The organism is Oribacterium sp. oral taxon 078 str. F0263 (assembly GCF_000469565.1).
Classification (GTDB): domain Bacteria; phylum Bacillota; class Clostridia; order Lachnospirales; family Lachnospiraceae; genus Oribacterium.
This window is the reverse complement of the sequence record NZ_KI273137.1, coordinates 1-23851: the sequence shown is the minus strand read 5'-3', so window position 1 is coordinate 23851 and position 23851 is coordinate 1. Positions and strand designations below refer to the sequence as shown.

The following is a 23851-nucleotide window of genomic DNA, read 5'->3' as shown; positions in this document are numbered from 1 at the left end:
TCTTATCGGTTTTATTGCTGCTCTTCCTTCTCCGTCAGGCTCAGGTTCAGCTCCTTCAGCTTCGCGAGAACCTCCTCCAGAGATTTCCTCCCCAGATTTCTGACCTTCATCATATCCTCGGGAGTCTTGGAGCAAAGCTCCTGCACCGTATTGATGCCGGCCCGCTTCAGGCAGTTGTAGGAGCGGACACTGAGCTCGAGCTCATCGATATTCATTTCCAGGGCCTTGCCCTTCTCATCGTCCGTCTTCTCCACCATCACCTCGGCTGTCGCCGCATTCGCGGAAAGGTCCACGAAGAGGCAGAGCTCCGTGGAGAGAAGTCTCGCGGAGAGGGAGAGAGCATCATCCGGAGGCAGGGTCCCGTCTGTAAACACATCCACAGTGAGCTTATCGTAGTCTGTCATATTTCCGACACGGGTATTCTCGACGGACATATTGACCCGCTCCACCGGCGTATAGCTGGAGTCCAGGGCGAACATCCCCTCGGGAAGCTCCTCCTGCTCCTCCGCACTGACATATCCCCTGCCCCGGCTGAGCAAAAGCTCGATCCGGAGCGCTTCTTCCCCTGTGAGAGTCGCGATCGGCTGCTCCTCGTTGGCGATCACAAATTCCGTGTCCGCCGTTTCCGCCTGAATGGAGGAGGCCCTTACAACCCCGCTTCCCTCCGCCGTCAGGATCAGCCGCTTTGCATCCTCAGAATCCGACAGATCCCGGATGGCGAGGCTCTTTAGGTTCATGATGAGCTCTGAGAGGCTTTCCTTTACGCCGGGGACACTGCCGCTTTGGAAATCTGCACCCTCGATTTTCGCCGCGGAGAGCGCGGAGCCCGGGAGCGCGGAGAGCATGATCCTCTTCAGGGAGTTTCCGAGGGTCGTTCCGTAGCCTCTCTCCAGAGGCTCGCAGACGAATCTGCCGAATCTCTCGTCCTCCGATATCTCCACCACCCTTATGTTTGGTTTTTCAAAATCAAACATGAATGACGCCTCCTTTATGCGGCTTCGCTTTCTAACCTGTCAGCGGCACGAAAGCTGCGACCGCAGCAAAGTGACGCGCAGGACTTATACTTCTTGTCATAATGCCGGTCATTTCGGCATGGATCCTTACTTGGAGTAGAGCTCGACGATCAGCATCTCGTTGACCGGGACATCGATCTCCTCTCTGTGCGGGAGCTGCTTCACCGTCGCGCTGAGCTTCTCCTGATCGACCTCGAGCCAGGCCGGAACCATCCTGCCCGCCGTCACCTCGAGGATATCCTTATAGCGCTGCGCGCTCTTCATGGACTCCTTGATCGCGATGACATCTCCCGCGGAAACCAGGTAGGACGGGATATTCACAAGCTTCCCGTTCACCGTGACATGCCTGTGGCCGACCACCTGCCTCGCCTCTCTTCTCGTGCGGGCAAGTCCCATGCGAAAGATAACGCTGTCCAGCCTGGACTCCAGGAGAATCATCAGATTCTCACCGGTCTGGCCGCTCATACGCTCCGCCTTCGCATAATAGTTCCGGAAGGGCTTCTCCAGAACGCCGTAGATGAACTTCGCCTTCTGCTTCTCGCGGAGCTGAAGTCCGTACTCGCTCATCTTTCTCCTCTGGTTCCGAAGCTGCCTTGTGGACTTTTTGTCCACACCGAGAAATACCGGATCCAGTCCCAGCGACCTGCATCTTTTAAGTACAGGAACCTTATCTACTGCCATATTTTCCTCCTGAATATCATAGTTCGTGATACGCCCTTTACGCAATTTTGCTTCATCGGGCGGACCCGGAGAACCGGGTCGTCAATCTGCCGGGTATAAAGAAAAAAGCCTTATACCCTTCTCCGCTTCGGCGGACGGCATCCGTTGTGGGGGACGGGCGTCACATCCTTGATGGAAGTGACCTCAAGTCCGTTGGCCTGCAGAGCACGGATCGCCGCCTCTCTCCCGGATCCGGGACCCTTGACCATGACATCCACATACTTAAGGCCGTGCACCAAAGCTGCCTTTACAGCAGTTTCAGCAGCCATCTGCGCTGCATACGGAGTAGATTTCCTTGAACCTCTGAATCCGAGCCCACCGGCACTCGCCCAGGAAAGAGCATTCCCCTGCGCATCCGTCAGCGTCACAATCGTATTGTTGAAGGACGACTGGATATGTGCCTGCCCGCGTTCAACGTTTTTCTTTACGCGCTTTTTTGTCACTCTCTTCGTAGTTGACTTCGCCATTAAACTAACCTACTTTCCTTTTCTCTTCCTGTAATTAAAACATGAAGATCACCGCATTTAAACCAAATTACTTCTTCTTGTTCGCCACGGTCTTCCTCGGACCCTTTCTGGTTCTGGCATTGGTCTTTGTCTTCTGACCTCTGACCGGAAGTCCCTTTCTGTGGCGAATCCCCCGATAGCAGCCGATCTCCTGCAGCCTCTTGATATTGAGAGCTGTCTCTCTCCTGAGATCTCCCTCTACCATCTGGTTCTCCGCGATATAGTTCGCGATCGCCTTGACCTCATCGTCCGTGAGGTCCTTGACACGGGTGTCCGGATTGACCTTGCTCTCCCGGAGAATCTTGTCCGCAGAGGATCTGCCGATCCCATAGATATAGGTCAGACCGATCTCGATGCGCTTCTCTCTGGGTAAGTCAACACCTGCAATACGAGCCATCTTTCTTCCTCCTGATTATCAACCTTGTCTCTGCTTGTGCTTAGGGTTCTCGCAGATGATCCTGACCGAACCTTTCCGCTTAATCACCTTGCATTTCTCGCAGATCGGCTTTACCGATGATCTCACCTTCATGAGCCATCCCCCTTTCTTTTTTCATTTTTGAACAGAGTCGCCGTATAATTTTAGCAGACGCCCCCCTCAAAGTAAAGGAATTTTATTTATCTCTCCAGATGATCCTTCCCTTGGAGAGATCATAGGGAGAAAGCTCAATCGTGACCCTGTCCCCCGGGAGGATCCGGATATAATTCATCCGAAGCTTACCGGAGATATGGGCCAGCACCTGATGCCCGTTTTCAAGCTCCACCTGAAACATGGCATTCGGAAGCTTTTCAATGACCTTTCCCGTAATCTCGATCACATCCGATTTTGACATCCCTTCTCCTTATCCTTTTCTCAGACTCAGGACCTCCGGCCCGTTGTCCGTGATCAATATCGTATTCTCATAATGCGCGGAGAGCTTCCCGTCCAGAGTCACCACGGTCCAGTCATTGTCCAAAACCCTGACCTCCTTTGTTCCCTCTGTAATCATGGGCTCTACGGCGAGTGTCATCCCCGCCTGGAGCCGCGGTCCCTTTCTCTTCATGCGGAAGTTCGGGACCTCCGGATCCATGTGGACCTCATGCCCGATTCCATGTCCCACATAATCCTCGAGAACGCCGAAGCCCATGGAATTTGCATAGTCGCCGATCGCCCCGCAGATATCGTTTAGATGATTGCCGGGAACTGCATTCTCTATCCCCTTCCAGAAGCTCTCCTCACAGACCCTGAGAAGCCTCTTCGCCTCCTCCGTGCACTGCCCCACCGGCCAGGTGCGGGCAGCATCGGAGTGGTAGCCATGATAGCAGGTCCCGATGTCGAAGGATACGATGTCTCCCTCCTTCAGGATCCGGTGTCTGTCCGGAATTCCGTGGATGACCTCCTCGTTGACGGAAATGCAGCAGGCCGCGGGAAAATCGTAGAGATGCAGAAAGCTGGGCGTACAGCCTGCCTTTCGGATGATGCCCTCCGCATAATCGTTGAGCTCCCCCGTGCTCAGCCCCGGCGCCACCTTCTCTCCCAGCTTCTCATGAACCTCGGCGAGGACCTTTCCGGCCTCCCGCATGAGCTCGATCTCTCTCTTTGATTTAATTTCGATCATTTCCCTGCCCTTTCTCTCCGCTGTATTCCGGAGAGCGGCAGCCTCGCCGCCGCTCCCTCTTCCATCGACGACAGCCCGGGGCATCCTCCCTATACTTCAGAGAGAAGTGCCTCCAGCGCCGAAAATACCTCGTCCGGTGTCTTCGTGCCGTCGATCTCGCGGAGTATTCCCTCCTCCCGGTAATAGGAGATCAGGGGATAGGTCTGGCGGTGATAGACATCCAGTCTTCCCTGTACCGTCTCTGCCTTGTCATCCGAGCGGGTGATGAGCTCCGATCCGCAGCGGTCGCAGAGGCCCTCTTTCTCCGGCGGCGCGAACTCCAGATGATAGGTCGCACCGCACTTCGGGCAGGCGCGCCTCCCGCCCATACGGCGCACGATATGGCTGTCCGGGACCTCGATATCCAGAGCGAGGTCGATCCTCTCCCCTCTCTTCTCCAGCGCCTCCTTCAGACTTTCCGCCTGCGGTATGGTGCGGGGGAAGCCGTCCAGGACATAGCCCCCCTCACAGTCAGGCTGAGAGATGCGGTCCAGAAGCATCCCGATCGTCAGTTCATCCGGCACCAGCTGTCCCTTGTCGATATAGTCCTTCGCTTTTTTCCCAAGCTCTGTGCCGCCCTTTATGTTCGAGCGGAAGATGTCCCCTGTAGAGACATGCGGAATCCGATAGCGCTCCGCGATGCGGATGGCCTGCGTTCCCTTTCCGGCCCCCGGCGCCCCCAGCATGATAATTTTCATAGCTTTCCCCACTTTGCAAGTCCAGCCCCCCGGAGACCCGGGAGGCTGCAATAATCAGCTGTCCAGAAATCCCTTGTAGTTTCTCACGACCATCTGGGAATCGATTGCCTTCAGCGTCTCCAGGACGACACCCACGATGATGATGAGGGAGGTACCGGAAAAGGAGATCCGGCTGACGTTCAGCATGCCGGAGGCAAAGATCGGGATGATCGCCACAATAGTGAGACCCGTTGCGCCGATGAATATGATATAAGTCAGGATATTTTCCAGATAATCGCTGGTCGGCTTTCCCGGGCGGACCGCCGGGATCGTGCCTCCCTGCTTCTTCATATTGTTCGCCACCTCCAGAGGATTAAAGGAAATCGAGGTGTAGAAGTAGGCGAAGAAATAGAGAAGAAGGATATAGATGACGAGGCCGATGGAATAGATCGGGGCCTCCGGCTTGCACCAGCTCCCCGAGTTCAGGGTCATCAGGACCTTTCCGAGCGGCGTGCCGTAATCCACCTTCAGGATCTGTCCGAGGATGACCGGCATGGTCATCAGAGAGGAGGCGAAGATAACCGGCATGACATTCGCCGTATTGACCTTCAGGGGGATCATGGACTGCTGTCCCCCCGCCGTCGCCCTTCCCTGTATCCTTCTCGAATACTGCACCGGGATGCGGCGCTCCGCGTCCTGCAGTACCACCGCGAAGGCCACCATGGCGAGAAGCACCGCCGCGATGAGGATCACGGCGACCACCTTCGTCGCCGTATTCTTCCCCTGGATAAAGCGCTCATAGAGCGTGATGAAATCCTGGGGCACGGAGGAGAGGATATTGAAAAGCAGAACCAGGGAGATTCCGTTTCCGATCCCCTTGTCCGTGATCTGCTCTCCGATCCACATAAGAAGCGCGGAGCCCGCCGTCATGGCAATCACGCAGAGGGCAACGCCCGCCACCTTCCTCGCGAGGCTCGCCGAGACGAAGCCGATCAGAAGACCGCTGCCGCCGAAGCCGACCGCCATAGCGGTGGACTCAAGCAGAGAGAGACCGATCGTGACATAACGGGTATACTCCGTCAGCTTCTTCCTGCCCTCCTCTCCGTCCTTCTGCAGCTCCTCCAGGGAAGGGATCGCCACTGTGAGAAGCTGGATGATGATGGAGCTTGTGATATAGGGCGTAATGGAGAGGGCAAAGATGCTCAGCTGTTCAAAGGAACCACCGGTCATGGTATTGAACCAGCTGAAGGCATCGTTGTTCGACATCTTCGAGAAAAGCTCCCGGAAATATGCCGGATTGACCCCCGGTATCGGGAGATTCGAGCCGAAACGGATGACTACGAGCATCAGGAAGATGAAGAGAAGGCGCTTTCTCAGATCTTTTACCGTAAATACGTTTCGTATCGTCTGAAGCATCAGATCACCTCACAGGTTCCGCCCGCGGCCTCAATCTTTTCCTTCGCTGACTGGGAGAAGGCGCTCACCCTGATGTTCAGCTTCTTTGTGAGCTCTCCGTTTCCGAGAATCTTCACGCCGTCCTCGAGCTTCCGCACGATGCGCTTTGCGAGGAGAATCTCCTCATTGACTTCGTCTCCGCTCTCAAACTTCTCTTCCAGCACACTGAGATTGATTCCGACGATCTTCTTCGAGTTGGGATCGGTGAAGCCCCTCTTCGGGATGCGCCGGAAAAGAGGCATCTGACCGCCCTCAAAGCCGAGTCTCGGTGCGCCGGAACGCGCCTTCTGACCCTTGTGCCCCTTACCCGCCGTCTTTCCGTTTCCGGAGCCGTGTCCGCGGCCCCGGCGGAAGTTGTCGGAATGTCTGGAACCCTTCGCGGGCTTTAAATTCGTTAAGTCCATTCTATGCCTCCTTAAATCTCTTCCACCTTCACGAGGTGGTTGACTCTCTGAATCATGCCCTTTGTGGCGCCGTTGTTCGGGAGCTCCACGGACTGACGGATCTTCCGAAGGCCCAGAGCCTTGACCGTAGCGCGCTGCTTCGGGATCGCACCGATCGGAGACTTCACCAATGTAATCTTTAACTTATCTGCCATATTCTGCCTCCTTCTCAGCCCGTGATCTCAGCCACAGTCTTGCCGCGGAGAGCGGCAAACTGCTCCGGAGTCTTCATGGATGTCAGCCCCTGAAGGGTCGCAAGAACCACATTGGTCTTGTTGTTGGAGCCCAGAGACTTGGTACGGATGTTGCGGATCCCCGCGAGCTCGCAGACCATGCGGGCCGGACCTCCGGCGATGATTCCGGTTCCCTCCGGAGCCTTCTTCAGAAGGACGGTGGAGGCGCCGAACTTTCCGGTGTAGTCGTGCGGCACGGATTTCTCATCATTGACCGGGATCTCGACGAGGCTCTTCACAGCGGCCTCTCTGGCCTTCCGGATCGCCTCGGGCACCTCCGTCGCCTTTCCCTTTCCGCAGCCGACATGTCCGTTTCCGTCCCCCACCACTACGAGAGCAGAAAATCTCATGGTGCGGCCGCCCTTGACGGTCTTGGCGACGCGCTTGATGGCGACGACATTATCGTTTAATTCCAACTGATTCGCATCAATTTTCTCACGCTTCATCTTGCTGTCTTCTCCTCTCGCTTAGAATACCAGTCCGGCCTCTCTTGCGGCATCCGCAAGCGCCTGAACCTTTCCGTGATACAGGAAGCCTCCGCGGTCAAAGACCACCTCGCTGATTCCCTTTGACTTTGCCTTTTCGGCGATCGCCTTGCCCACATATTTTGCGGCTTCGACATTGTCGGTCTTCGCAAGCTTCGCATCCTTGTCCAGCGTAGAGGCGGCGCAGAGGGTATTGCCCGCGGCATCATCGATGATCTGCGCGTACATGTGCTTATCCGAGCGGAAAACCGCAAGACGGGGTCTCTCAGGAGTACCGGAGAAACGGTTTCTGATCCTTGCGTGCTTCTTCCGCCGAAGCTCAGCTTTATTCTTCTTGCTAACCATTCTACTTTCCTCCTGTGATTATTTCTTTCCAGTCTTTCCGACCTTGCGGCGAATCGTCTCCTCAGCATACTTGATGCCCTTGCCCTTATAGGGCTCCGGCGCTCTCTTAGAGCGGATCTCCGCGGCGTACTGTCCGACCTTTTCCTTGTCGATGCCCCGGACGTATACGATGTTGCTCCCCTCAAGGGCAGTCTCGATCCCCTCCGGATCCTCCATCGTCACCGGGTGGGAATAGCCGAGCGTGAGGGTCAGAACCTTCCCCTGCTTTGCGGCCCTGTAGCCGACGCCGTTGATCTCAAGCTTCTTCTCATAGCCCTTGTGCACTCCCTCAACCATGTTGAAGAGCAGGGCACGGCTCAGGCCGTGGAGAGACTTCTCCTTTTTATTGTCATTCGGACGGCTCACCACGAGGTGCCCGTCCTCTTCCTTTATGCCGATCTCCGGGGCGAATGTCCGCTCCAGCGTCCCCTTCGGCCCCTTCACCTTTACATAATTGTCCTTGATCTCAACAGTGACGCCTGCCGGGATCGCTACCGGTAATTTTCCGATACGTGACATATCCTGTCTCCTCTCTTAAATTCTCAGTTCGCAAACTGTTTTCAGAAATCCGCAGCCCGGGACCGGCGAAAGACAGCGCTTCCGCGAAATCCCCGGCCGCGGGACTCCCCCGAAGATCCGGGGGTGAGATCGTCGCTTACCAGACAAATGCCAGTACTTCCCCGCCGACGCCCCTCTTTCTGGCTTCTCTATCAGTCATCACGCCCTGATTCGTAGAGACGATGGCGATGCCAAGTCCTCCGAGCACCCTGGGCATGTTCTCCTTCCCGGCATAGACCCGAAGACCCGGCTTGGAGATCTTCTTGATCCCGCCGATGATCTTCTCATTCTTGTTGGCGCCGTACTTCAGGCTGATTTTGATGTCCTGAAATTTTCCGTTCGCCACCAGCTCATAGTCCCGGATATATCCCTCATTCTTCAGGATCTCTGCGATGGAAAGCTTCATCCTGGAGGAGGGGATATTGACGGTATCATGCTTCGCGGTATTTGCATTGCGGATTCTTGTAAGCATATCTGCGATTGGATCACTCATACTCATGATTACGGATATCCTTTCTCTTTCTCTGACTTAGTCTCTCTGATTCGATCTTTTTCGGACTCCCGAAATATAAGCGGGCGTCCCGTTCCCCCTGTTCCTGTCCCTCTTCCGTATTACCAGGAGGCCTTCCTCACGCCGGGGATCTCTCCCTTATAGGCCAGCTCGCGGAAGCAGACACGGCAAATCCCGTACTTTCTCAGCACGGAATGCGGTCTTCCGCAGATCTTGCATCTGCTGTACTCCCGGGAAGAAAACTTAGCCGGTCTCTGCTGCTTTAACTTCATGGATAATTTCGCCATATTCCCCTCCGATTACTTCGCAAACGGCATATTGAACAGTGTCAGGAGCTCTCTGGCCTCCTCGTCGGATCTTGCGCTTGTGACGAAGATGACATCCATTCCTCTCACCTTGTCCACCTTATCGAACTCGATCTCCGGAAAGATGATCTGCTCCTTGATCCCGAGGGCGTAATTCCCTCTGCCGTCGAAGGCGTTCGGATTGACACCGCGGAAGTCTCTGACGCGGGGAAGAGCGAGATTGATCAGGCGGTCCGCAAACTCATACATCCTCTCACCGCGGAGAGTGACCTTGCATCCGATGGCCTGCCCCTCTCTGATCTTGAAGTTCGCGACGGACTTCTTCGCCTTCGTGGTGACGGCGTGCTGTCCGGTGATGATCTCCAGATCTCTCACCGCGCTGTCCAGGACCTTGGAGTTCTCCTTCGCCTCTCCGACGCCCATATTGATGACGATCTTCTCGAGCTTCGGGATTTCATTCACGTTTTCGTAGTTGAACTTCTTCCTGAGAGCTTCTTTGATCTCTGTATTGTAAATCTCTTTTAATCTGGACACGCTTTCCTTCCTCCTTCCCCTTAGTCTATGACCTTCCCGGTCCGCTTCGCCACTCTGACCTTCCGGCCGTCCTCGATGCGGAAGCCCACTCTGGTCGGCTGCCCGTCCACAAGGAGCATGACGTTCGAAGCGTCCAGAGCGGCTTCCTTCTTCACGATACCGCCCTGCGCATTGTTTGCGCCCGGCTTCTGGTGCTTTGTCACCATGTTGCAGCCCTCTACCACTACCTTATTGGACTCCGGATCGAAGGAGAGCACCTTGCCCTGCCTGCCGCTGTCCTTTCCGGCGATGATCTTTACCATATCGTCTTTTCTGATTCTTCGCATCCGGCGACCTCCTTATAATACTTCCGGAGCGAGGGAGACGATCTTCATGTAGCCGTGATCGCGAAGCTCTCTTGCCACCGGTCCAAAGATACGGGTTCCCTTCGGTGTGTTGTCCTCCTTCAGGATGACCGCCGCATTCTCATCGAAGCGGATATAGCTGCCGTCCTTCCTGCGGATGGCGTCCACGGTGCGGACAACCACAGCCTTCACGACATCGCCTCTCTTCACCTGTCCTCCGGGGATCGCATCCTTTACGGAAGCGACTACGGTATCTCCGACAGCGGCGTATCTTCTGGTCGATCCGCCCATGACGCGAATGCAGAGAAGCTCTCTGGCACCTGTGTTGTCAGCAACCCTGAGTCTTGTTTCCTGCTGAATCATATCTGCTCCCTCCCTGCTCCTTACTTCGCTTTCTCAAGCACAGAGACCAGTCTCCATCTCTTGGTCTTGGAAAGGGGTCTTGTGGCCATAACCTTCACCGTATCTCCCTCTCCGGCCTCGTTCTTCTCGTCGTGGGCGTAGATCTTCACGGTCCGCTTCACGATCTTTCCGATCAGGGGGTGCTTCATGTGATCTTCGATGGCGATGACAATGGTCTTGTCCATCCTGGCACTGACAACCTTGCCGGTGCGGGTCTTTCTCAGATTTCTCTCCATTCTTTCGCTCTCCCTTCTCACGCTTTCGCCTTCTCGGTGATAACGGTCTGGATTCTTGCGATGTTTCTGCGAACCTCCGTGATCTTTGCCGTATCGCTGAGCTGATTCGTGGCGTTCTGGAATCTCAGCTTAAAAAGCTCCTTCTTGGCAGACACAAGCTCCGCATTCAGCTGCTCGGCGCTCTTTGCCTTCAGCTCCTCTAAGTATGTATTCTTCTTCATTCCTTATCACCGCCTTCCAGATCTGCCTTCGCAACGATCTTGCAGTTGCAGGGAAGCTTGTGGGATGCGAGCCTCAGAGCCTCTCTCGCCTGATCTTCCGGGACTCCGGCGATCTCGAAGAGGACTCTGCCCGGCTTCACGACCGCCACCCAGAATTCCACCGCGCCCTTTCCGGATCCCATACGGACTCCCAGGGGCTTCGCGGAGATCGGCTTGTCCGGGAAGATGTCGATCCAGACCTGTCCGCCTCTTTTGATATATCTGGTCAGCGCCACACGGGCCGCCTCGATCTGATTTGCTTTGATCCAGCAGGGCTCCAGAGCGACAATACCAAACTCACCGTGGCTGACTTTATTTCCTCTTGTAGCCTTTCCGGTCATTCTGCCGCGCATCTGCTTACGGAATTTCGTTCTCTTAGGCATTAACATAGTTATCTCTCGCTCCCTTCCTTATTTTTTTTGGCAGGAAGTACCTCGCCCTTGTAAATCCAAACCTTGACGCCCAGTCTGCCATAGGTGGTAGCCGCCTCAGCGAAGCCGTAATCGATGTCCGCTCTCAGCGTCTGGAGCGGGATCGTGCCCTCACTGTAGAACTCCCTTCTCGCGATATCCGCTCCGCCGAGCCTTCCGCCCACAGCGGCCTTGATGCCGAGCGCGCCGGACTTCATGGTCCGGGACATCGCCTGCTTTAAAGCTCTCCGGAAGGAGATCCGGTTCTCCAGGGACTGCGCGATGGACTCCGCCACAAGCTGCGCGTCGCGGTCCGGCCTCTTGATCTCCTTGATATCGATATAGATGCTCTTGCCCGTGAGCTTCTGAACATCCTTTCTCAGCTTCTCGATCTCCGCGCCGCCCTTTCCGATGACGAAGCCGGGCTTTGCGGTATAGATGATCACACGCACCTTGTCCTCAGCCGCTCTCTCGATATCGATCCTGGAGACATTGGCGGAGTAGAGTCTCTTCTTCAGGAAGCTTCTGATCCGATGATCCTCGATGAGAATGGTGGAAAAGCTCTTCTTGTCAGCGTACCACTTGGAATTCCAGTCCTTGATGACGCCGACTCTCATGCCGTGCGGATTAACTTTCTGTCCCATTCAACGCCTCCTTACTTTTTCTCGTCCAAAATGACGGTGATGTGCGAGCTTCTCTTTAAGATCCGGTAAGCTCTGCCCTGCGCTCTCGGGTGAATCCGCTTCATCGTGGGAGCGGTATTCGCGAAGCATTCCGCGACATAGAGGGAATCCCTCTGCAGCTCGCAGTTGTTCTCCGCGTTTGCCGCTGCGGACTCCAGAAGCTTCTTCACGAGAGTGGAAGCGTATCTCGGGTTATAGCTGACGATGCCGATCGCCTGAGCGAGGTCCTTGCCCCGGATGGCGTCGAGCACAAAGCATGCCTTCTGAACGGACACTCTTGCGTAGGAAAGAGTTGCGGAAGGTCTTTTATCTTTCTTATCGTTTCTCTCTCTCTTTATCTGAGATCTGTGACCCTTTGACATCTGTGTCTCCTCCTTTCAAGCCCATCAGGCCTTTCGCTCGTCGCCGTTTCCGTGGTGTCCGCGGTAGGTTCTGGTGACGACGAATTCGCCGAGCTTATGTCCGACCATATCCTCCGTGATGTACACCGGGACATGCTTTCTCCCATCGTGAACCGCGATGGTGTGGCCGACAAAGGACGGGAAGATCGTGGAGCGGCGGGACCAGGTCTTGATGACGGTCTTCTGATTCTGCGCATTCAACGCGTCCACTGCCTTCAGGAGGCTCTTGTCCGCGAAGGGTCCTTTTTTAATGGAACGTGCCATATTCTCTGTCTCCTCCTCAATTACTTGATAGCTCTGCCGTCACGTCTTCTTACGATCAGCTTGTTGGAAGCCTTCTTCCGGTTCCTGGTCTTAAGGCCAAGAGCAGGCTTGCCCCAGGGAGTGCAGGGGCCCGGTCTTCCGATGGGCGCTCTTCCCTCTCCGCCTCCGTGCGGGTGATCGTTCGGGTTCATGACGGAGCCGCGGACGGTGGGACGGATGCCCATATGCCGTTTTCTTCCGGCCTTTCCGAGGTGGATGAGATTATGGTCTCCGTTCCCCACGGCGCCGATGGTCGCCCGGCACTCGATGGGAACCATCCTCATCTCTCCGGAGGGAAGACGGAGCGTCGCATACTTGCCCTCTCTCGCCATGAGCTGCGCGGCATTGCCCGCGGAGCGGACCAGCTGCGCTCCCCTTCCCGGGATAAGCTCAATCGCGTGGATCTCGGCTCCGACGGGGACAGCGGAAAGCGGGAGACAGTTTCCGACCTTCGCCTCTGCCTGCGGACCGGACATGACCTTCATCCCGTCTGTGAGGCCGTTCGGCGCGAGAATATAGGCCTTCGTCCCGTCCTCATAGGACAAAAGCGCGATATTCGCGGAGCGGTTCGGATCATACTCGATCCCGATGACAGTCGCGACGGCGCCGTCCTTTTTATTCCGCTTGAAATCGATGATTCTGTATTTCTGCCGGTTTCCGCCCCCGTGGTGACGGACCGTGATCTTGCCCTGATTGTTTCTTCCGGCGTTTTTCTTCTTCTTGGAGAGAAGAGACCTCTCCGGACTCTTCTTCGTGATCTCCGAGAAATCAGAACCGGTCATGTTCCTTCTGGACGGTGTATAAGCTTTATAGGTCTTGATACCCATGACTTTTCTCCTTTGATTCTGTGCCGCGTATAGCTGAGAAATTTTTTCACGCGACTCTCAATGTATCAGCGATCCCCGCTCTCCGGCGGACGCTTACAGTCCAGTGAAGACCTCGATCTCCTTGGAGTCCTTCGTCAGCGTGACAATCGCCTTCTTCTTCGCGGAGGTTCTTCCGATGACCATGCCTCTTCTCTTCTTCTTGCCCTTCAGGTTCATCGTGTTGACGGCCTTTACCTTTACGCCGTCGAACATCTTCTCCACCGCTTCCTTAACCTGCGTCTTATTCGCGTCCGGATTGACATAGAAGGCATACTTCTTATCCGCCATCTCAGACATGGACTTCTCCGTCACGAGCGGGCGAAGGATTACGTCGTAATATTTCAGATCTGCCATTATGCGTATACCTCCTCAAGCTTTTCCAGCGCGGCTTTCGTCGCGAGGACCGTGCCGTACTTCATGACATCGTAGACATTGATCTCATTGACCTGCGCTGTCTTCACATCCTCGATATTTCTCGCGGAGAGAATCGTCTTCTCATCATTCTGATCTAAAAGCACGAAAGCCTTTTTGAGCTTCAGGGCATCCAGCATGGCCTGGAACTTCTTCGTCTTGATCTCATCGAAATGGATGGAGTCCACGACGACCAGCTTCTGATCCGCGACGGCATTGGAGAGAGCCGCCTTGAGAGCCGCCCTCTTCTCTTTCTTGTTCAAGTCCTTCCTGTAGTCCCTCGGAGTCGGGGCGAAGACAACTCCGCCGCCCTTCCACTGCGGAGCGCGGATGGATCCCTGTCTCGCGTGGCCCGTTCCCTTCTGCCTCCAGGGCTTTCTTCCGCCTCCGGAAACCTCGGCCCGGGTCAGTGCCTTCTTGGTCCCCTGACGGCGGTTGGCCAGCTGTGCCACCACTGCCAGATGAAGAAGGTGCTCATTGATGGGGGCGGCAAAGACGGCGTCATTTAACTCCATCTTCCCGACTTCATTCCCCTGCATATCAAAAACCGATACGATAGCCATTTATCTCTTCCTCCTTCCGTCTCAGGCCTTTACCGCTTCTTTTACGGTAACAAGCGCCTTCTTCGGTCCCGGAACCGCTCCCTTTATCAGGATCAGCCCGTTCTCGGCATCCACTCTCACCACGCTGAGGTTCTGCGTCGTCACTCTGACCGCGCCCATGTGAGAGGGCATCCCCTTCCCCGGAAGGACTCTCGACGGTGTCGCGGAGGTTCCGTTGGAGCCCTGGTGGCGATGGAACTTGGAGCCGTGCGCCATCGGTCCTCTGTGCTGGCCGTACTTTCTGATCGCGGACTGGAAGCCCTTTCCCTTGGAGACCGCCGTCACATCGACCTTGTCTCCCGCGGCGAAGATATCCGCCTTGATCTCGTCCTTTGGCTTATATTCCTCGGAATTCTCGAAGCGGAACTCGCGGACAAATCTCTTGCAGGGCACGCCCGCCTTGTCGAACTGCCCCTTCTCCGGCCGGTTTACAAGCCTCTCTCTCTTGTCCTGGAATCCCACCTGAACCGCCTTATAGCCGTCATTCTCAAGCGTCTTCACCTGCGTCACCACGCAGGGTCCTGCCTGGAGCACCGTCACGGGGATCAGAATACCGTTCTCATCCCAGATCTGTGTCATGCCCACCTTAATTGCGAGGATCGCTTTCTTCATCTTTTCTCCTTTCTACAGCGGAACCCCGAAGGGTTCATACTAGAATCATTTTGCCTTCATCTTGATGTTGACAAATACGCCGGCCGGCATCTCCAGTCTCTGAAGCGCATCCATGGTCTTCTGGTTCGGGCTGATGACATCGATCAGCCTCTTATGCGTCCTCTGCTCAAACTGCTCTCTGGAGTCCTTGTACTTGTGCACCGCGCGGAGGATCGTCACGACCTCCTTCCTCGTGGGAAGGGGTACCGGTCCGGAGACCTGTGCTCCGGTCTTCCTGCAGCTCTCCACAATCTTTGCCGCCGACTCGTCCACAAGGCTGTGCTCATACGCCTTGAGGGTGATTCTCATTACCTGACCTGCCATAAAAAAAGTCGCCTCCTATCGAAATTTTGACGATAAGTCGGTGACTGTACACGTGTCCGTGCGTGTCATAGTTCAGACACACAGCTCCGCCTGCTGTAGGGCGGATTGAATTGTAGTACAGTGACCTGCCGTCAGTTTTCTAACTTGACATTCGCTCCACGGAGTTCTCTTCCACGGCTTATACCATGCGGATTTCGCCGGAAAGCAATCTCTCGTTTCAACGCTATCCTGTCACAGCGCATATTACGATACCATAGAGAAAGCTCGATTTCAAGCGCTTTCTCGCCCTGATTGCACTTTTTTTTGAACAATTTACACGAAATCGGGCGTGTCTGTCCCGGCAGCTCCCTTTTCCCGGGAAAAGGGCGGAGCCAAAAGGCTCCGCCCCCGATCTTTCCTCTTTCTTTTCCCTTCCCGTTCTTTCCCGCTCCGAAGGAGCGGTCCGCGGAGATCTTTCAGCCACAGAATCCCGGATATTCCGCCTGCCCATCCGCCTCGGGCCTGCGGCCTCTCTTTCTCTTATCTTAGTCCCTCTCTCGGGGAGGCTCCCCTGCTTCTCGCAAAGCGGCGTTTCTCCCATTTAAACTTAAACCGGCATGCCCTTCTCTAAGGAATCCGCGTTTTCAGCTTAGATCCGTGATTTCCGGAGAGCTCAGCTCAAGCGCCTCAAGCCCCTCATCCTGAACCAGCTTTCCCGAGGCGTCACTCGTCCACTTGATGCCGTTTCCGTCCTTATAATTTTTCCGGTTCTTCATGATTCGCCCGTTCTCATTGACCACATAGGTGGTCCCATTGGGGAGCGTGGCCTTCTGGTAGCGGATGTCCTTCTCGGCCTTCTGGAGCTTACCGTTATAATAGAGAGAATTATCCCTGACTCCGGTAAGCCCCTTTCCGCTGCTCTCGAAGTAGCAGGAGATTCTCTCCCCATTGTCCTGCGTGAGCGTCATCTTTCCGGTCTTTACGGAACAGTCGTTTTTGGAGCTTCCGCAGTAATAATAGCTGTCCGGGCCATCCTCCGCGCTCTTCCCCCTCTGAATGCCGTAGACGGGATTTCCCTTATCGTTGAAGAGGTAGCGCTTCCCGTTGATCCTCTGTACATCGTAGATATCCGCGCTTCCCGCCGCCGGATGTCCGTTGCTCTTCAGGTAGAACCACTCTACATTTCCGCTCCCGTCCTCCTTATTCGGACCCACCGCGGCATACCAGGTGCCGGCGATGCGCTGCCCGAGCTTGAGGGAGCCCGTCGCCTTCTCCGAAAAGTACATATATCCGGCGATATCCGGAGACGTACTCTCCGTCTCCGCCCAGCCCGTGACCATCACTCCGTTCTCATCAAAGCCGTAGACCGCGCCGTCGATCGTCTTTGTCACCGTCTCGCTACTTCCCGCGTGGAACTTCTCGCCGTCCTTCGTGCTGAAGTAAAACCAGTAGCTCCCCCCCTTCGCCTTGCCATCGGCCGTCAGGGCATCCGGAAGCGGGAGCTCTCTCCAGCCGGTTTTCATCGCCCCGCTCTGCGGATCGCAGTAATACATATAATTATCTACCCATCCTGTCTGCATCTTCCCGCTGGCATCGAAATAGTAGTAATCCTCCCCCACTCTCTGCCAGCCGTCTTTTCGAAGCGTCCCATCGGCTCCCGCATAGTACCAGATCGTCGCTCCGTCGCTGTCCGCCTTGATCCAGGAATTGGTCACTGTGCTTCCATTGTCATTGACATAGATCTGCTGCCCCGTGCTGTTCGTCGACCACTGCGCCGCAGACGCGGAGAATGACGCCGCGGAAGCCAATGCCGCCGCCAAAATCAGAAAATCCGCCCATCTCTTTCTCATATTTGCCTCCAACTGTCCGAACGCCCGGAATCCTCGAAAAGCCTCGAAATTCCCGCCCCGGCCTCCGCATTTCCCTCTGCTCCGCATGCCCTCCGGACAGAAACTGCCGCCCGCACTGCCCCTATACTATACAATACCTCTCGAAACGATACAAGACGACGATTCCCTTACGGAGAGCCCTCCGCATCCCGGTACCAAAGCGCCCGGCAGCCGCAGGGGAGAGAGAGCCCGCTCCTTGTGACGGGAAGTCCGATCTCATCGGCCTCCGCCCTCCCCCCAAGCTTCCTTTTCAGAAGAAGAGAGAGCATATACTGCATGACCGCGGGCTGAAGCCCCGTGGTATAGCTGTTTAAGAGAAAGAAATCGGAGCGGGAATCCAGAAGCTTCGCGCAGAGCGCGATGAGAGGGTAGATCGCCTCCTCCAGCTTCCAGATCTCCCCCTTCGGTCCTCTCCCGTAGGAGGGGGGATCCATGATGATGCCGTCGTAGCGCTTGCCCCGTCGGATCTCCCGCTCGACAAATTTCCGACAGTCATCGACGAGCCAGCGGATGCCCGCGTCCTTAAGGCCGGAGCAGTCCGCATTCTCCTTCGCCCAGAGAACCATGCCCTTTGCGGCGTCGACATGCGTAACGCGCGCGCCCGCCTTTGCAGCGGCAAGTGTCGCTCCCCCGGTATAGGCGAAGAGGTTCAGGACCTCCAGCTCTCTCCCGTCCCCTCTTTTCTCCCGCCTTTCTCTCTCCCGGAGGATCCGCTCGGAAAACCATTCCCAGTTTGCCGCCTGCTCCGGAAAAAGCCCGGTATGCTTAAAGGCAAAGGGCTTAAGCTGAAAAGAGAGTTTCCTCTCCTCCTCGGAAAGAGCAAGAAGCGCCTTCCCGCCGTGTGTGCCGGAGCCAAGTGTATAGGAAATCCTCCACTGCTTCGGAAGATCAAAAAACTCCCAGTCCCCTCCGCCCCTTGAGGATCTTCGGTAGCGGGCGTTTGGCTTCCTCCATCTCTCATCCTCTCTCTCTGTCTGCCAGATGACCTGCGGGTCCGGGCGCCGGAGAAGATAGCGCCCCCAGCGCTCAAGCTTCTCCCCCGATCCGCAGTCGATCAGCTCATAGTCCTTCCATCCATCCGAAAGAAACATCCCATCCATCCCCCATCCTATGATTCGATTCCACCGTCAGAATATAGCCCCATCTCAGGCTCTTAGGGAAATACTGATTTATCCATGACTCATGTGACTCAAAAGACACTCTCGTTCGAGGCTCCGCGCAGCGGTACCAAATTCACACTTCTTTGCACTTATGTTCATTAAGTGCCGGCGTTCCGCACGCTTTTGCGGCATCACGCCCGTTGGCACGTGATTTTTCTGATTGAATCCGTGTTTCCCTGGATAAATTCAGAGAAAGCTTATCTCCCCCCGGAGAAAATCTCCCAGACCCGCGGAAGCCTCCTCCGGAGAAAACGGGTCAAGGCCATGGCCAGAAGGAGACAGAGCGGCGGGAGCAGAAAGAAGAGGAGGAGAAGGATCCAATCCCCCGAGATCCCGAGCCGCCGGATCAAAGCCGCATAGAGTCTTGCCGCCGGATAGTGAAAGGCATAGAGAAAAAATCCGAGCCCTCTGTGCTCTGCTCCTCCCTCCCCCGGCGAGGGAAGGCAGAACCAAAGGGAAAGCGGGAGAGCGGCCCGAAACAAAACCGTAAAGAGCAGGATCTCCGGGAGAGAACCCGCCTCGCTGCTTCTCCTTACGAGAATCCGAAGGACGACGGCAAAAAGCAAAAGGAAGGCGGCGAGAAGCCTCTGCCTCCCCCTCTCCCCTCCCTCAAAAAGGGAGGGGAGATTCCGGGAAAGAGCTCCGCCGAGCAGGTAGTAAAAGAGCGCATCTTCATTTAAAAGAGGAAGGTCAATGCCCCGGAAAATCAAAAAGAGCGGAAGCAGCAAAAAAAGGCCGGAGAGGAGGCGCTTTCTCAGAAAGAGAAAGAAAAGGGGCGCCAGCGCCGTGAGCAGGATGAGCTGATAGAGATACCAAAAGACCGGCTCATAGCGGTAGTTCACCGCCGCATCGCTGAGAGCTCGGAGGCTTACGGGCGCCCTTCCGATCAGGGCATAGAACAGGTAGAGGAGGGTATTCCAGGCGCCGTAGGGTATGATGAGTGAGCGGAAGCGCCGCCTCCACTTATCGAAGATCCCGGAAAAGCTCTGGAGCTTTCGGTAGAAAAGATAGCCGCTTAGGATAAAAAAGGCGGGAACCGCGGTCTGCCCGATCTCCCCGCTGAAGAACTGCTCGATCGAGACCGGGGAAAGGGGCGGCGCCGAGCGGGAGAGCGCCGCGAGCTCCTGCGCGCTCCCCGCGAGATTCACCGCATGGATCAGGATCACAAGGAGAGAGAGAAGGAGACCAAAGCGCTCCGTCTTCCTAAAGAAAAGCTTTTCTCTCTCCTCCAAGCTCCGCCCCCTCCCTTTCCTCTCTCTTCTCCCCGTCTCTCCTACTCGAGCTCCATGCTGATCTGTTCGTTCTCCATGGCCCGCTTCTTTCTGTAAGCCTGAAGCCTTTCGTTGATCCTCTCTACCGGATCCAAAATCGCGGAGATCGACATATCATGGTTCATATTATCGATCAGGAGCGCGACATACTTCGCCATGCCGACTCCGATATACCACTTCCTGCTGAGGAGCTCCGGCGTCTGATAGATCAGATCCGTCGTGAGCACGCCGTCCAGCGTGCGGGCCGCACAGGCCTCATCGAACTTATTCAGACCGTTTGTGAAAAGCCCGAAGGTACAGCAGGCATAGACCCTCTTCGCCCTCCGCTCCTTCAAGGCCTTCGCGGTGTCGATGAGAGACTCCCCGGAGGAGATCATATCGTCGATGATGATGACATCCTTCCCCGCGACATCGCTCCCCAGGAACTCATGGGCGACGATCGGATTTCTCCCGTTCACAACCTGGGTATAGTCTCTCCTCTTATAGAACATACCCATATCCAGCCCCAGCACATTGGCATAGTAGATGGCGCGCTTCATCCCTCCCTCGTCCGGCGAAATGATCATCATATGGTCCTTGTCGATATCCAGGTCGGGGACATTCTGGAGGAGGGCCTTGATAAACTGGTAGCTGCAGGAGACATTGTCAAAGGAATCCCTCGGAATCGCGTTCATGACCCTCGGATCATGCGCGTCGAAGGTGATGAAATTCTCCACTCCCATGCTGTGGAGCTCCTGCAGCATCATCGCGCAGTCCAGGGACTCCCTGCCGGATCTTTTGTGCTGGCGGGACTCATACATAAAGGGCATGATGACATTGATCCGCTTCGCCTTCCCGGTGGTCGCCGCGATCAGCCTCTTCAGATCCGCGTAATGATCGTCCGGAGACATATGATTCACATGGCCGAAGATCGAATAGGTGATGGAGTAATTCATGACATCCACAAGGAAATAGATGTCCACGCCGCGCACAGTCTCCAGAATCTCCCCCTTCGCCTCCCCCGTGCCGAAGCGGCTGATCTTCGTCGGAACAATGTAATTGTCCTTCTGATAGCCATTAAAGGCGATCGTGTGCTTGTGCTCACTCTCCCGCTCCGCTCTCCACGCGGCGAGGTAGCGGTTGACTCTCTCTCCCAGGGTCTCTATGGACTGAAGCGGCATCAAAGCCAGCGGACCGACCGGAATCCTCTCGATGAACTCGGACGTTCTGGAATCAGACATCTTTTTTCTCCTCTCAAAGCAATGGCAGGCAGTGGTGAAAATTCATGAATACCATCCCATGGAAGGGCTGCTCTCCCCCTCCTTCGGACTTTCAGGAGGGAATGCGCTGATCCCTCCCGTAGAGCGGGATAATATCATAGTCCTCCGACATGAGGCGGGAGACCACGCGGTCCGAATACGTATCCCGGATCGCCCCGAAGTTCAGATTGGTGGAGAGGATCGTGGAGCGCTTCATGACCATCCTTTGGTTAATCACATAAAAAAGCTTCGAAGCGGTGAAGCTGTTCGAAAGCTCCGTCCCGAGATCATCGATCAGGAGGAGGTCCGCCTCCAGCGCCGCCTCCCCCTGCCCCTGCTCCTCCTCATTCTCTTCCTTCCTCCGGTAGGAAAGACTCTCGAAGAGATCCGTGCTGGAGAGATAAATGACACTGAAGCCCTGATCCAGGATCTCCTTTGTGATGCAGTTCATGAGAAAGGTCTTCCCCGTCCCGGTCTTTCCCATCAGGATCAGATTTCCTCTCTCCTCCCGGAATTTCCTGCACCAGTCCCTGCTGAAGCGAAGTACGGAGCCCATGTACTCGCGGCTCGTCCTCCCGTTTGCCTCCGGGATCGGCTCCCGGTCGTCAAAGACAGAGAGATCGAAGTGTCTGAAGTTCTCTCTCCCGACGATCTCCTCCACATTGGACTGGCGATAGAGGAGGCGGCGCTGCAGAGAAAGAAAGCAGTGGCATTTTTTCCCCCGGATAAAGCCCGTGTCACGGCAGTCCGGACAGATGTACTGAAGCTCCAGCATATCCTCCGGAAAGCCGTTCTCCAGAAGGACCCTCTTCCTCTCCTCTCCGATCTCGGAAATCCTGCGGCGGAGCTCCCGCTTTTTCGTCCGATCCCCGGCGAGCATCGCCTCTGCCGCCCTCACGGACTCCTCCCCTACCGCCCGGTCCAGCTCCTGAAGCCGCGGGGCCCTTCGGTAGGCCCTCTCCTGGCGCTCGGAGAGCTCCCGGTAGCTCTTTAGCTGCCTCTCCCCGTAGACCCGCATGATTTTACTGTATTGAGAATTGGCAAGCCCCATCCTAGAACCGTCCCATCAGCTTTTTCTTCGCCAGACTGTCATAGTCCACCTCGGACTGCGGAAAATTCAGGAACGGATTCGGCTTTCCCGCCTTCCCCGTCTTTCTCCCCCGTTTTCTCTCGGAGAACTCCTTCACAAGCTGCTGCGCCTGCCGCATCGTCTGAATCCCCTGCTCATGCCAGTTGATCGCGACCGTCTCCATATAGCGCGCAGAGGTCTTGCCAAGTCCCGCGCAGTACTCCAGCAAAAACTCGATGAGCTCCGCCTTCATCGAAAGCTCCCGGTACATAAACTCCAGGGTTTCCACCTGCTTCGGACTGGGAAGCGCGGGAAGCACATGCTTTGCGACAAAGAGGATGCCGGCAAACTCCTCGTCATCCTTCACATGGTCCACTGTGCCGGAGAGGCTCTCCTCCCGACTCCTCCTCTCGGACTCCTCCGATCTTCTGAGCACCTCCTCAGAGCAGGCGATGTCCTCCTCCGTCCGGATCTCCTTCTCCACCCGGAGAGAAGAGCCGTCCGAGTAGATGCCCTGCTTCTCCCAGTAGTTCACCGCCCTCTTGATATCATTGTCCGTCAGGTTCAGGGCGTCCGCCGCCTCCTTCACACTGAATCCCTCTCCCCCATGCCGGAGCAGATACAGGTAGACCTTCACATAATCTCCGTTCGCCTCCGCCATGAAGCGATCCAGAAAATCATTGGACACGCAGGTCGCGCGAATCTCCAGACGGTCTCTGATCTCTCTCTTCATCTTCTTCACCTGCCCTCCCCTTCCTCACATAAGCCGATGATAGCACAGCAGGGCGCCGCGGGCAATCGAACTGCTCCACAACTTTATCCACCGGATTTATCCACATCCCTGTGGATAACGTGGACAAATCCTATGTCAAGCCTTTCTCATTTTTTCTTTTTCGGGAAATCCTTTCCACGCGCTTAGAATATGGCTTTTTCGCGTCTTTTTCATTTCTTCGCAAAAAGTCAGGATTGTATTTTAAAAATACAATCCTGACTTATCCACATTTTTCCAGTGGACGGCAATCCACAGCGGGGGCTCAAAAAATTTCCGCCCCCCGCTGCTCTTTGCCTCTAAAACAAATCACTGTGTGTACCCGTTCTGGTCAAATATAAAATCAACTCGTTTCCCTCAATCTCATAGATCAAAAGCCAGTCCGGAGTGATATGGCATTCTCTGCACCCAGTATAGCTCCCGGATAAACCGTGATCGTTATATTTCTTATGTAAGACTTCTCCCGCGGCAAGTGCATCAACCACTGAAGCAATCAGTCTCAGGTCATAACCTCTCTTTTTTGCCGTTTTCAGATCCCTTTTAAAATGTGTGGTTTGGACGATTCTATATAAGCTCATTCGTCCATATCCTCTAAAATCTCCGAAAAGCTTCCATAGCTCTTTTTGTTCGGATCCCTCTTCAAAGCCTGAACCTCTGCGATTGCTTCCAGCGTCTCCGAATTGGGTATGCCGTAGCGAATGACGGTTTGCATATGTCTCACGAGATTTCCCTTCACATTCTCTCCATGATTGGAAACAATCCTCTTATACTGATTATAAATATCCCTGTCCAGACTGAAGTTCACACTCACGGTACCCGCCATAATAAATCCTCCTTCTTCGATTGATTAGTTAGTACACTTACTATGCTTGCGAACTTTAGTATACTCTAATACAGTAGAAAATGCAAGTGTTTTTGGCGCCGTATCTGCCGACCGGCCGATCCAACGCAGGACGCTCTCGCTCCGACTGCCGCGGCCAGCGGCGCATAAGCGATCTTGAGAAACCAGATCGCTAAACGCCGGGGCGGCAGACGGCCTGTTTATGGATCGACCGGTCGGCAGGGCGGCAAGCCGGAATGCGAATGTTTTTTAAGCGCAGAAGTCTGCCATCAGGCAGACTCGGA

The 23851-nt window shown here is 55.4% G+C and carries 38 protein-coding genes; all 38 read right to left on the bottom strand.

The genetic code is table 11. The features are described from left to right. Positions 1-11 precede the first annotated feature (11 nt). Positions 12-974, bottom strand: coding sequence for a DNA-directed RNA polymerase subunit alpha (locus HMPREF1986_RS11285; protein WP_021774967.1), 963 nt, complete (start codon positions 972-974; stop codon positions 12-14). Between the two features lie 126 nt (positions 975-1100). Next, a complete protein-coding gene (rpsD, locus tag HMPREF1986_RS11280; protein ID WP_036600477.1) occupies positions 1101-1694 on the bottom strand; it encodes a 30S ribosomal protein S4 in 594 nt (197 codons plus the stop codon). 110 nt (positions 1695-1804) lie between these two features. Then, positions 1805-2200: a 30S ribosomal protein S11 gene (gene rpsK, locus HMPREF1986_RS11275; RefSeq protein WP_009216358.1), complete on the bottom strand. Its 396-nt coding sequence runs from the start codon at positions 2198-2200 to the stop codon at positions 1805-1807. Positions 2201-2267: 67 nt separating this feature from the next. Next, complete coding sequence (gene rpsM / locus HMPREF1986_RS11270) at positions 2268-2636, bottom strand: 30S ribosomal protein S13 (protein WP_009216357.1); 369 nt, start codon at positions 2634-2636, stop codon at positions 2268-2270. 18 nt (positions 2637-2654) lie between these two features. After that, on the bottom strand, positions 2655-2768 hold the full coding sequence (gene rpmJ, locus HMPREF1986_RS12985; protein WP_005339020.1) for a 50S ribosomal protein L36: 114 nt from the start codon (positions 2766-2768) through the stop codon (positions 2655-2657). Between the two features lie 82 nt (positions 2769-2850). After that, positions 2851-3069 (bottom strand): translation initiation factor IF-1, encoded by a 219-nt coding sequence (gene infA / locus HMPREF1986_RS11265; RefSeq protein WP_009216356.1) that lies wholly within the window; start codon positions 3067-3069, stop codon positions 2851-2853. Between the two features lie 9 nt (positions 3070-3078). After that, positions 3079-3834, bottom strand: coding sequence for a type I methionyl aminopeptidase (map, locus tag HMPREF1986_RS11260; RefSeq protein ID WP_036600497.1), 756 nt, complete (start codon positions 3832-3834; stop codon positions 3079-3081). Between the two features lie 89 nt (positions 3835-3923). Next, positions 3924-4571 (bottom strand): adenylate kinase, encoded by a 648-nt coding sequence (locus HMPREF1986_RS11255; protein WP_021774965.1) that lies wholly within the window; start codon positions 4569-4571, stop codon positions 3924-3926. A gap of 54 nt (positions 4572-4625) precedes the next feature. Beyond that, on the bottom strand, positions 4626-5966 hold the full coding sequence (gene secY, locus HMPREF1986_RS11250; RefSeq protein ID WP_021774964.1) for a preprotein translocase subunit SecY: 1341 nt from the start codon (positions 5964-5966) through the stop codon (positions 4626-4628). Next, positions 5966-6409 carry a 50S ribosomal protein L15 gene (rplO, locus tag HMPREF1986_RS11245; protein WP_021774963.1) on the bottom strand — a complete coding sequence of 148 codons (444 nt, stop codon included), beginning with the start codon at positions 6407-6409 and terminating at the stop codon, positions 5966-5968. Before rplO ends, secY begins: the two co-directional genes overlap by 1 nt. Before the next feature lie 11 nt (positions 6410-6420). Beyond that, complete coding sequence (gene rpmD, locus HMPREF1986_RS11240; protein WP_009216351.1) at positions 6421-6603, bottom strand: 50S ribosomal protein L30; 183 nt, start codon at positions 6601-6603, stop codon at positions 6421-6423. A gap of 14 nt (positions 6604-6617) precedes the next feature. After that, positions 6618-7127: a 30S ribosomal protein S5 gene (gene rpsE / locus HMPREF1986_RS11235; protein WP_009216350.1), complete on the bottom strand. Its 510-nt coding sequence runs from the start codon at positions 7125-7127 to the stop codon at positions 6618-6620. A 21-nt stretch (positions 7128-7148) separates the two neighbouring features. After that, the gene (gene rplR, locus HMPREF1986_RS11230; RefSeq protein WP_021774962.1) at positions 7149-7511 is read right to left on the bottom strand and encodes a 50S ribosomal protein L18; all 363 of its coding nucleotides are present in this window, start codon (positions 7509-7511) and stop codon (positions 7149-7151) included. 18 nt (positions 7512-7529) lie between these two features. Then, a complete protein-coding gene (gene rplF, locus HMPREF1986_RS11225) occupies positions 7530-8069 on the bottom strand; it encodes a 50S ribosomal protein L6 (RefSeq protein WP_009216348.1) in 540 nt (179 codons plus the stop codon). Positions 8070-8205: 136 nt separating this feature from the next. Further along, positions 8206-8607: a 30S ribosomal protein S8 gene (gene rpsH, locus HMPREF1986_RS11220; RefSeq protein WP_009216347.1), complete on the bottom strand. Its 402-nt coding sequence runs from the start codon at positions 8605-8607 to the stop codon at positions 8206-8208. Between the two features lie 113 nt (positions 8608-8720). Further along, positions 8721-8906 (bottom strand): type Z 30S ribosomal protein S14, encoded by a 186-nt coding sequence (locus HMPREF1986_RS11215; protein WP_009216346.1) that lies wholly within the window; start codon positions 8904-8906, stop codon positions 8721-8723. Positions 8907-8918: 12 nt separating this feature from the next. Then, a complete protein-coding gene (rplE, locus tag HMPREF1986_RS11210) occupies positions 8919-9458 on the bottom strand; it encodes a 50S ribosomal protein L5 (protein ID WP_021774961.1) in 540 nt (179 codons plus the stop codon). A gap of 20 nt (positions 9459-9478) precedes the next feature. Then, entirely contained in the window at positions 9479-9784 is a 306-nt protein-coding gene (gene rplX / locus HMPREF1986_RS11205) for a 50S ribosomal protein L24 (protein WP_021774960.1), read from the bottom strand. Between the two features lie 12 nt (positions 9785-9796). Further along, entirely contained in the window at positions 9797-10165 is a 369-nt protein-coding gene (gene rplN / locus HMPREF1986_RS11200; protein WP_009216343.1) for a 50S ribosomal protein L14, read from the bottom strand. Positions 10166-10185: 20 nt separating this feature from the next. Then, a complete protein-coding gene (gene rpsQ / locus HMPREF1986_RS11195) occupies positions 10186-10440 on the bottom strand; it encodes a 30S ribosomal protein S17 (protein ID WP_009216342.1) in 255 nt (84 codons plus the stop codon). Between the two features lie 17 nt (positions 10441-10457). Then, positions 10458-10661: a 50S ribosomal protein L29 gene (gene rpmC / locus HMPREF1986_RS11190; RefSeq protein WP_009216341.1), complete on the bottom strand. Its 204-nt coding sequence runs from the start codon at positions 10659-10661 to the stop codon at positions 10458-10460. Beyond that, positions 10658-11089: a 50S ribosomal protein L16 gene (rplP, locus tag HMPREF1986_RS11185; protein WP_021774959.1), complete on the bottom strand. Its 432-nt coding sequence runs from the start codon at positions 11087-11089 to the stop codon at positions 10658-10660. Before rplP ends, rpmC begins: the two co-directional genes overlap by 4 nt. A 2-nt stretch (positions 11090-11091) precedes the next feature. Then, positions 11092-11754, bottom strand: coding sequence for a 30S ribosomal protein S3 (rpsC, locus tag HMPREF1986_RS11180; protein ID WP_009216339.1), 663 nt, complete (start codon positions 11752-11754; stop codon positions 11092-11094). 11 nt (positions 11755-11765) lie between these two features. Next, positions 11766-12155 (bottom strand): 50S ribosomal protein L22, encoded by a 390-nt coding sequence (gene rplV / locus HMPREF1986_RS11175; protein ID WP_009216338.1) that lies wholly within the window; start codon positions 12153-12155, stop codon positions 11766-11768. A gap of 24 nt (positions 12156-12179) precedes the next feature. After that, on the bottom strand, positions 12180-12458 hold the full coding sequence (gene rpsS / locus HMPREF1986_RS11170) for a 30S ribosomal protein S19 (RefSeq protein WP_009216337.1): 279 nt from the start codon (positions 12456-12458) through the stop codon (positions 12180-12182). 20 nt (positions 12459-12478) lie between these two features. Continuing rightward, positions 12479-13324 (bottom strand): 50S ribosomal protein L2, encoded by an 846-nt coding sequence (gene rplB, locus HMPREF1986_RS11165; RefSeq protein ID WP_009216336.1) that lies wholly within the window; start codon positions 13322-13324, stop codon positions 12479-12481. Between the two features lie 93 nt (positions 13325-13417). After that, positions 13418-13717: a 50S ribosomal protein L23 gene (rplW, locus tag HMPREF1986_RS11160; RefSeq protein ID WP_021774958.1), complete on the bottom strand. Its 300-nt coding sequence runs from the start codon at positions 13715-13717 to the stop codon at positions 13418-13420. Beyond that, complete coding sequence (rplD, locus tag HMPREF1986_RS11155) at positions 13717-14337, bottom strand: 50S ribosomal protein L4 (RefSeq protein WP_021774957.1); 621 nt, start codon at positions 14335-14337, stop codon at positions 13717-13719. Before rplD ends, rplW begins: the two co-directional genes overlap by 1 nt. Positions 14338-14358: 21 nt before the next feature. Next, positions 14359-14988, bottom strand: a complete 630-nt coding sequence (rplC, locus tag HMPREF1986_RS11150) for a 50S ribosomal protein L3 (RefSeq protein ID WP_009216333.1) — start codon at positions 14986-14988, stop codon at positions 14359-14361. A gap of 45 nt (positions 14989-15033) precedes the next feature. Next, positions 15034-15351: a 30S ribosomal protein S10 gene (gene rpsJ / locus HMPREF1986_RS11145; RefSeq protein ID WP_009216332.1), complete on the bottom strand. Its 318-nt coding sequence runs from the start codon at positions 15349-15351 to the stop codon at positions 15034-15036. A 623-nt stretch (positions 15352-15974) separates the two neighbouring features. Next, the gene (locus HMPREF1986_RS11135; protein WP_051273930.1) at positions 15975-17180 is read right to left on the bottom strand and encodes an N-acetylmuramoyl-L-alanine amidase family protein; all 1206 of its coding nucleotides are present in this window, start codon (positions 17178-17180) and stop codon (positions 15975-15977) included. Between the two features lie 167 nt (positions 17181-17347). Then, the gene (locus HMPREF1986_RS11130; RefSeq protein ID WP_036600492.1) at positions 17348-18310 is read right to left on the bottom strand and encodes a class I SAM-dependent methyltransferase; all 963 of its coding nucleotides are present in this window, start codon (positions 18308-18310) and stop codon (positions 17348-17350) included. 266 nt (positions 18311-18576) lie between these two features. Then, complete coding sequence (locus HMPREF1986_RS11125) at positions 18577-19611, bottom strand: acyltransferase family protein (RefSeq protein ID WP_021774953.1); 1035 nt, start codon at positions 19609-19611, stop codon at positions 18577-18579. A gap of 41 nt (positions 19612-19652) precedes the next feature. Then, on the bottom strand, positions 19653-20870 hold the full coding sequence (locus HMPREF1986_RS11120) for a ribose-phosphate pyrophosphokinase (RefSeq protein WP_009216328.1): 1218 nt from the start codon (positions 20868-20870) through the stop codon (positions 19653-19655). A gap of 91 nt (positions 20871-20961) precedes the next feature. Beyond that, positions 20962-21939 (bottom strand): ATP-binding protein, encoded by a 978-nt coding sequence (locus HMPREF1986_RS11115; RefSeq protein ID WP_021774952.1) that lies wholly within the window; start codon positions 21937-21939, stop codon positions 20962-20964. A 1-nt stretch (position 21940) separates the two neighbouring features. Beyond that, a complete protein-coding gene (locus HMPREF1986_RS11110) occupies positions 21941-22690 on the bottom strand; it encodes a DnaD domain-containing protein (protein WP_036600490.1) in 750 nt (249 codons plus the stop codon). A 335-nt stretch (positions 22691-23025) separates the two neighbouring features. Next, the gene (locus HMPREF1986_RS11105) at positions 23026-23304 is read right to left on the bottom strand and encodes a type II toxin-antitoxin system YafQ family toxin (RefSeq protein WP_021774949.1); all 279 of its coding nucleotides are present in this window, start codon (positions 23302-23304) and stop codon (positions 23026-23028) included. Next, positions 23301-23549, bottom strand: coding sequence for a hypothetical protein (locus tag HMPREF1986_RS11100; protein ID WP_021774948.1), 249 nt, complete (start codon positions 23547-23549; stop codon positions 23301-23303). The genes HMPREF1986_RS11105 and HMPREF1986_RS11100 overlap by 4 nt, the downstream gene beginning before the upstream one ends. Positions 23550-23851: the final 302 nt, after the last annotated feature.

Coding starts and splice junctions, on each gene's coding strand:
- HMPREF1986_RS11285 (WP_021774967.1), bottom strand. CDS start 974: ATGTTTGATTTTGAAAAACCAAACATAAGGGTGGTGGAGATATCGGAG.
- rpsD (WP_036600477.1), bottom strand. CDS start 1,694: ATGGCAGTAGATAAGGTTCCTGTACTTAAAAGATGCAGGTCGCTGGGA.
- rpsK (WP_009216358.1), bottom strand. CDS start 2,200: ATGGCGAAGTCAACTACGAAGAGAGTGACAAAAAAGCGCGTAAAGAAA.
- rpsM (WP_009216357.1), bottom strand. CDS start 2,636: ATGGCTCGTATTGCAGGTGTTGACTTACCCAGAGAGAAGCGCATCGAG.
- rpmJ (WP_005339020.1), bottom strand. CDS start 2,768: ATGAAGGTGAGATCATCGGTAAAGCCGATCTGCGAGAAATGCAAGGTG.
- infA (WP_009216356.1), bottom strand. CDS start 3,069: ATGTCAAAATCGGATGTGATCGAGATTACGGGAAAGGTCATTGAAAAG.
- map (WP_036600497.1), bottom strand. CDS start 3,834: ATGATCGAAATTAAATCAAAGAGAGAGATCGAGCTCATGCGGGAGGCC.
- HMPREF1986_RS11255 (WP_021774965.1), bottom strand. CDS start 4,571: ATGAAAATTATCATGCTGGGGGCGCCGGGGGCCGGAAAGGGAACGCAG.
- secY (WP_021774964.1), bottom strand. CDS start 5,966: ATGCTTCAGACGATACGAAACGTATTTACGGTAAAAGATCTGAGAAAG.
- rplO (WP_021774963.1), bottom strand. CDS start 6,409: ATGGACTTAACGAATTTAAAGCCCGCGAAGGGTTCCAGACATTCCGAC.
- rpmD (WP_009216351.1), bottom strand. CDS start 6,603: ATGGCAGATAAGTTAAAGATTACATTGGTGAAGTCTCCGATCGGTGCG.
- rpsE (WP_009216350.1), bottom strand. CDS start 7,127: ATGAAGCGTGAGAAAATTGATGCGAATCAGTTGGAATTAAACGATAAT.
- rplR (WP_021774962.1), bottom strand. CDS start 7,511: ATGGTTAGCAAGAAGAATAAAGCTGAGCTTCGGCGGAAGAAGCACGCA.
- rplF (WP_009216348.1), bottom strand. CDS start 8,069: ATGTCACGTATCGGAAAATTACCGGTAGCGATCCCGGCAGGCGTCACT.
- rpsH (WP_009216347.1), bottom strand. CDS start 8,607: ATGAGTATGAGTGATCCAATCGCAGATATGCTTACAAGAATCCGCAAT.
- HMPREF1986_RS11215 (WP_009216346.1), bottom strand. CDS start 8,906: ATGGCGAAATTATCCATGAAGTTAAAGCAGCAGAGACCGGCTAAGTTT.
- rplX (WP_021774960.1), bottom strand. CDS start 9,784: ATGCGAAGAATCAGAAAAGACGATATGGTAAAGATCATCGCCGGAAAG.
- rplN (WP_009216343.1), bottom strand. CDS start 10,165: ATGATTCAGCAGGAAACAAGACTCAGGGTTGCTGACAACACAGGTGCC.
- rpsQ (WP_009216342.1), bottom strand. CDS start 10,440: ATGGAGAGAAATCTGAGAAAGACCCGCACCGGCAAGGTTGTCAGTGCC.
- rpmC (WP_009216341.1), bottom strand. CDS start 10,661: ATGAAGAAGAATACATACTTAGAGGAGCTGAAGGCAAAGAGCGCCGAG.
- rplP (WP_021774959.1), bottom strand. CDS start 11,089: ATGTTAATGCCTAAGAGAACGAAATTCCGTAAGCAGATGCGCGGCAGA.
- rpsC (WP_009216339.1), bottom strand. CDS start 11,754: ATGGGACAGAAAGTTAATCCGCACGGCATGAGAGTCGGCGTCATCAAG.
- rplV (WP_009216338.1), bottom strand. CDS start 12,155: ATGTCAAAGGGTCACAGATCTCAGATAAAGAGAGAGAGAAACGATAAG.
- rpsS (WP_009216337.1), bottom strand. CDS start 12,458: ATGGCACGTTCCATTAAAAAAGGACCCTTCGCGGACAAGAGCCTCCTG.
- rplB (WP_009216336.1), bottom strand. CDS start 13,324: ATGGGTATCAAGACCTATAAAGCTTATACACCGTCCAGAAGGAACATG.
- rplW (WP_021774958.1), bottom strand. CDS start 13,717: ATGGCAGATCTGAAATATTACGACGTAATCCTTCGCCCGCTCGTGACG.
- rplD (WP_021774957.1), bottom strand. CDS start 14,337: ATGGCTATCGTATCGGTTTTTGATATGCAGGGGAATGAAGTCGGGAAG.
- rplC (WP_009216333.1), bottom strand. CDS start 14,988: ATGAAGAAAGCGATCCTCGCAATTAAGGTGGGCATGACACAGATCTGG.
- rpsJ (WP_009216332.1), bottom strand. CDS start 15,351: ATGGCAGGTCAGGTAATGAGAATCACCCTCAAGGCGTATGAGCACAGC.
- HMPREF1986_RS11135 (WP_051273930.1), bottom strand. CDS start 17,180: ATGAGAAAGAGATGGGCGGATTTTCTGATTTTGGCGGCGGCATTGGCT.
- HMPREF1986_RS11130 (WP_036600492.1), bottom strand. CDS start 18,310: ATGTTTCTTTCGGATGGATGGAAGGACTATGAGCTGATCGACTGCGGA.
- HMPREF1986_RS11120 (WP_009216328.1), bottom strand. CDS start 20,870: ATGTCTGATTCCAGAACGTCCGAGTTCATCGAGAGGATTCCGGTCGGT.
- HMPREF1986_RS11115 (WP_021774952.1), bottom strand. CDS start 21,939: ATGGGGCTTGCCAATTCTCAATACAGTAAAATCATGCGGGTCTACGGG.
- HMPREF1986_RS11110 (WP_036600490.1), bottom strand. CDS start 22,690: ATGAAGAGAGAGATCAGAGACCGTCTGGAGATTCGCGCGACCTGCGTG.
- HMPREF1986_RS11105 (WP_021774949.1), bottom strand. CDS start 23,304: ATGAGCTTATATAGAATCGTCCAAACCACACATTTTAAAAGGGATCTG.
- HMPREF1986_RS11100 (WP_021774948.1), bottom strand. CDS start 23,549: ATGGCGGGTACCGTGAGTGTGAACTTCAGTCTGGACAGGGATATTTAT.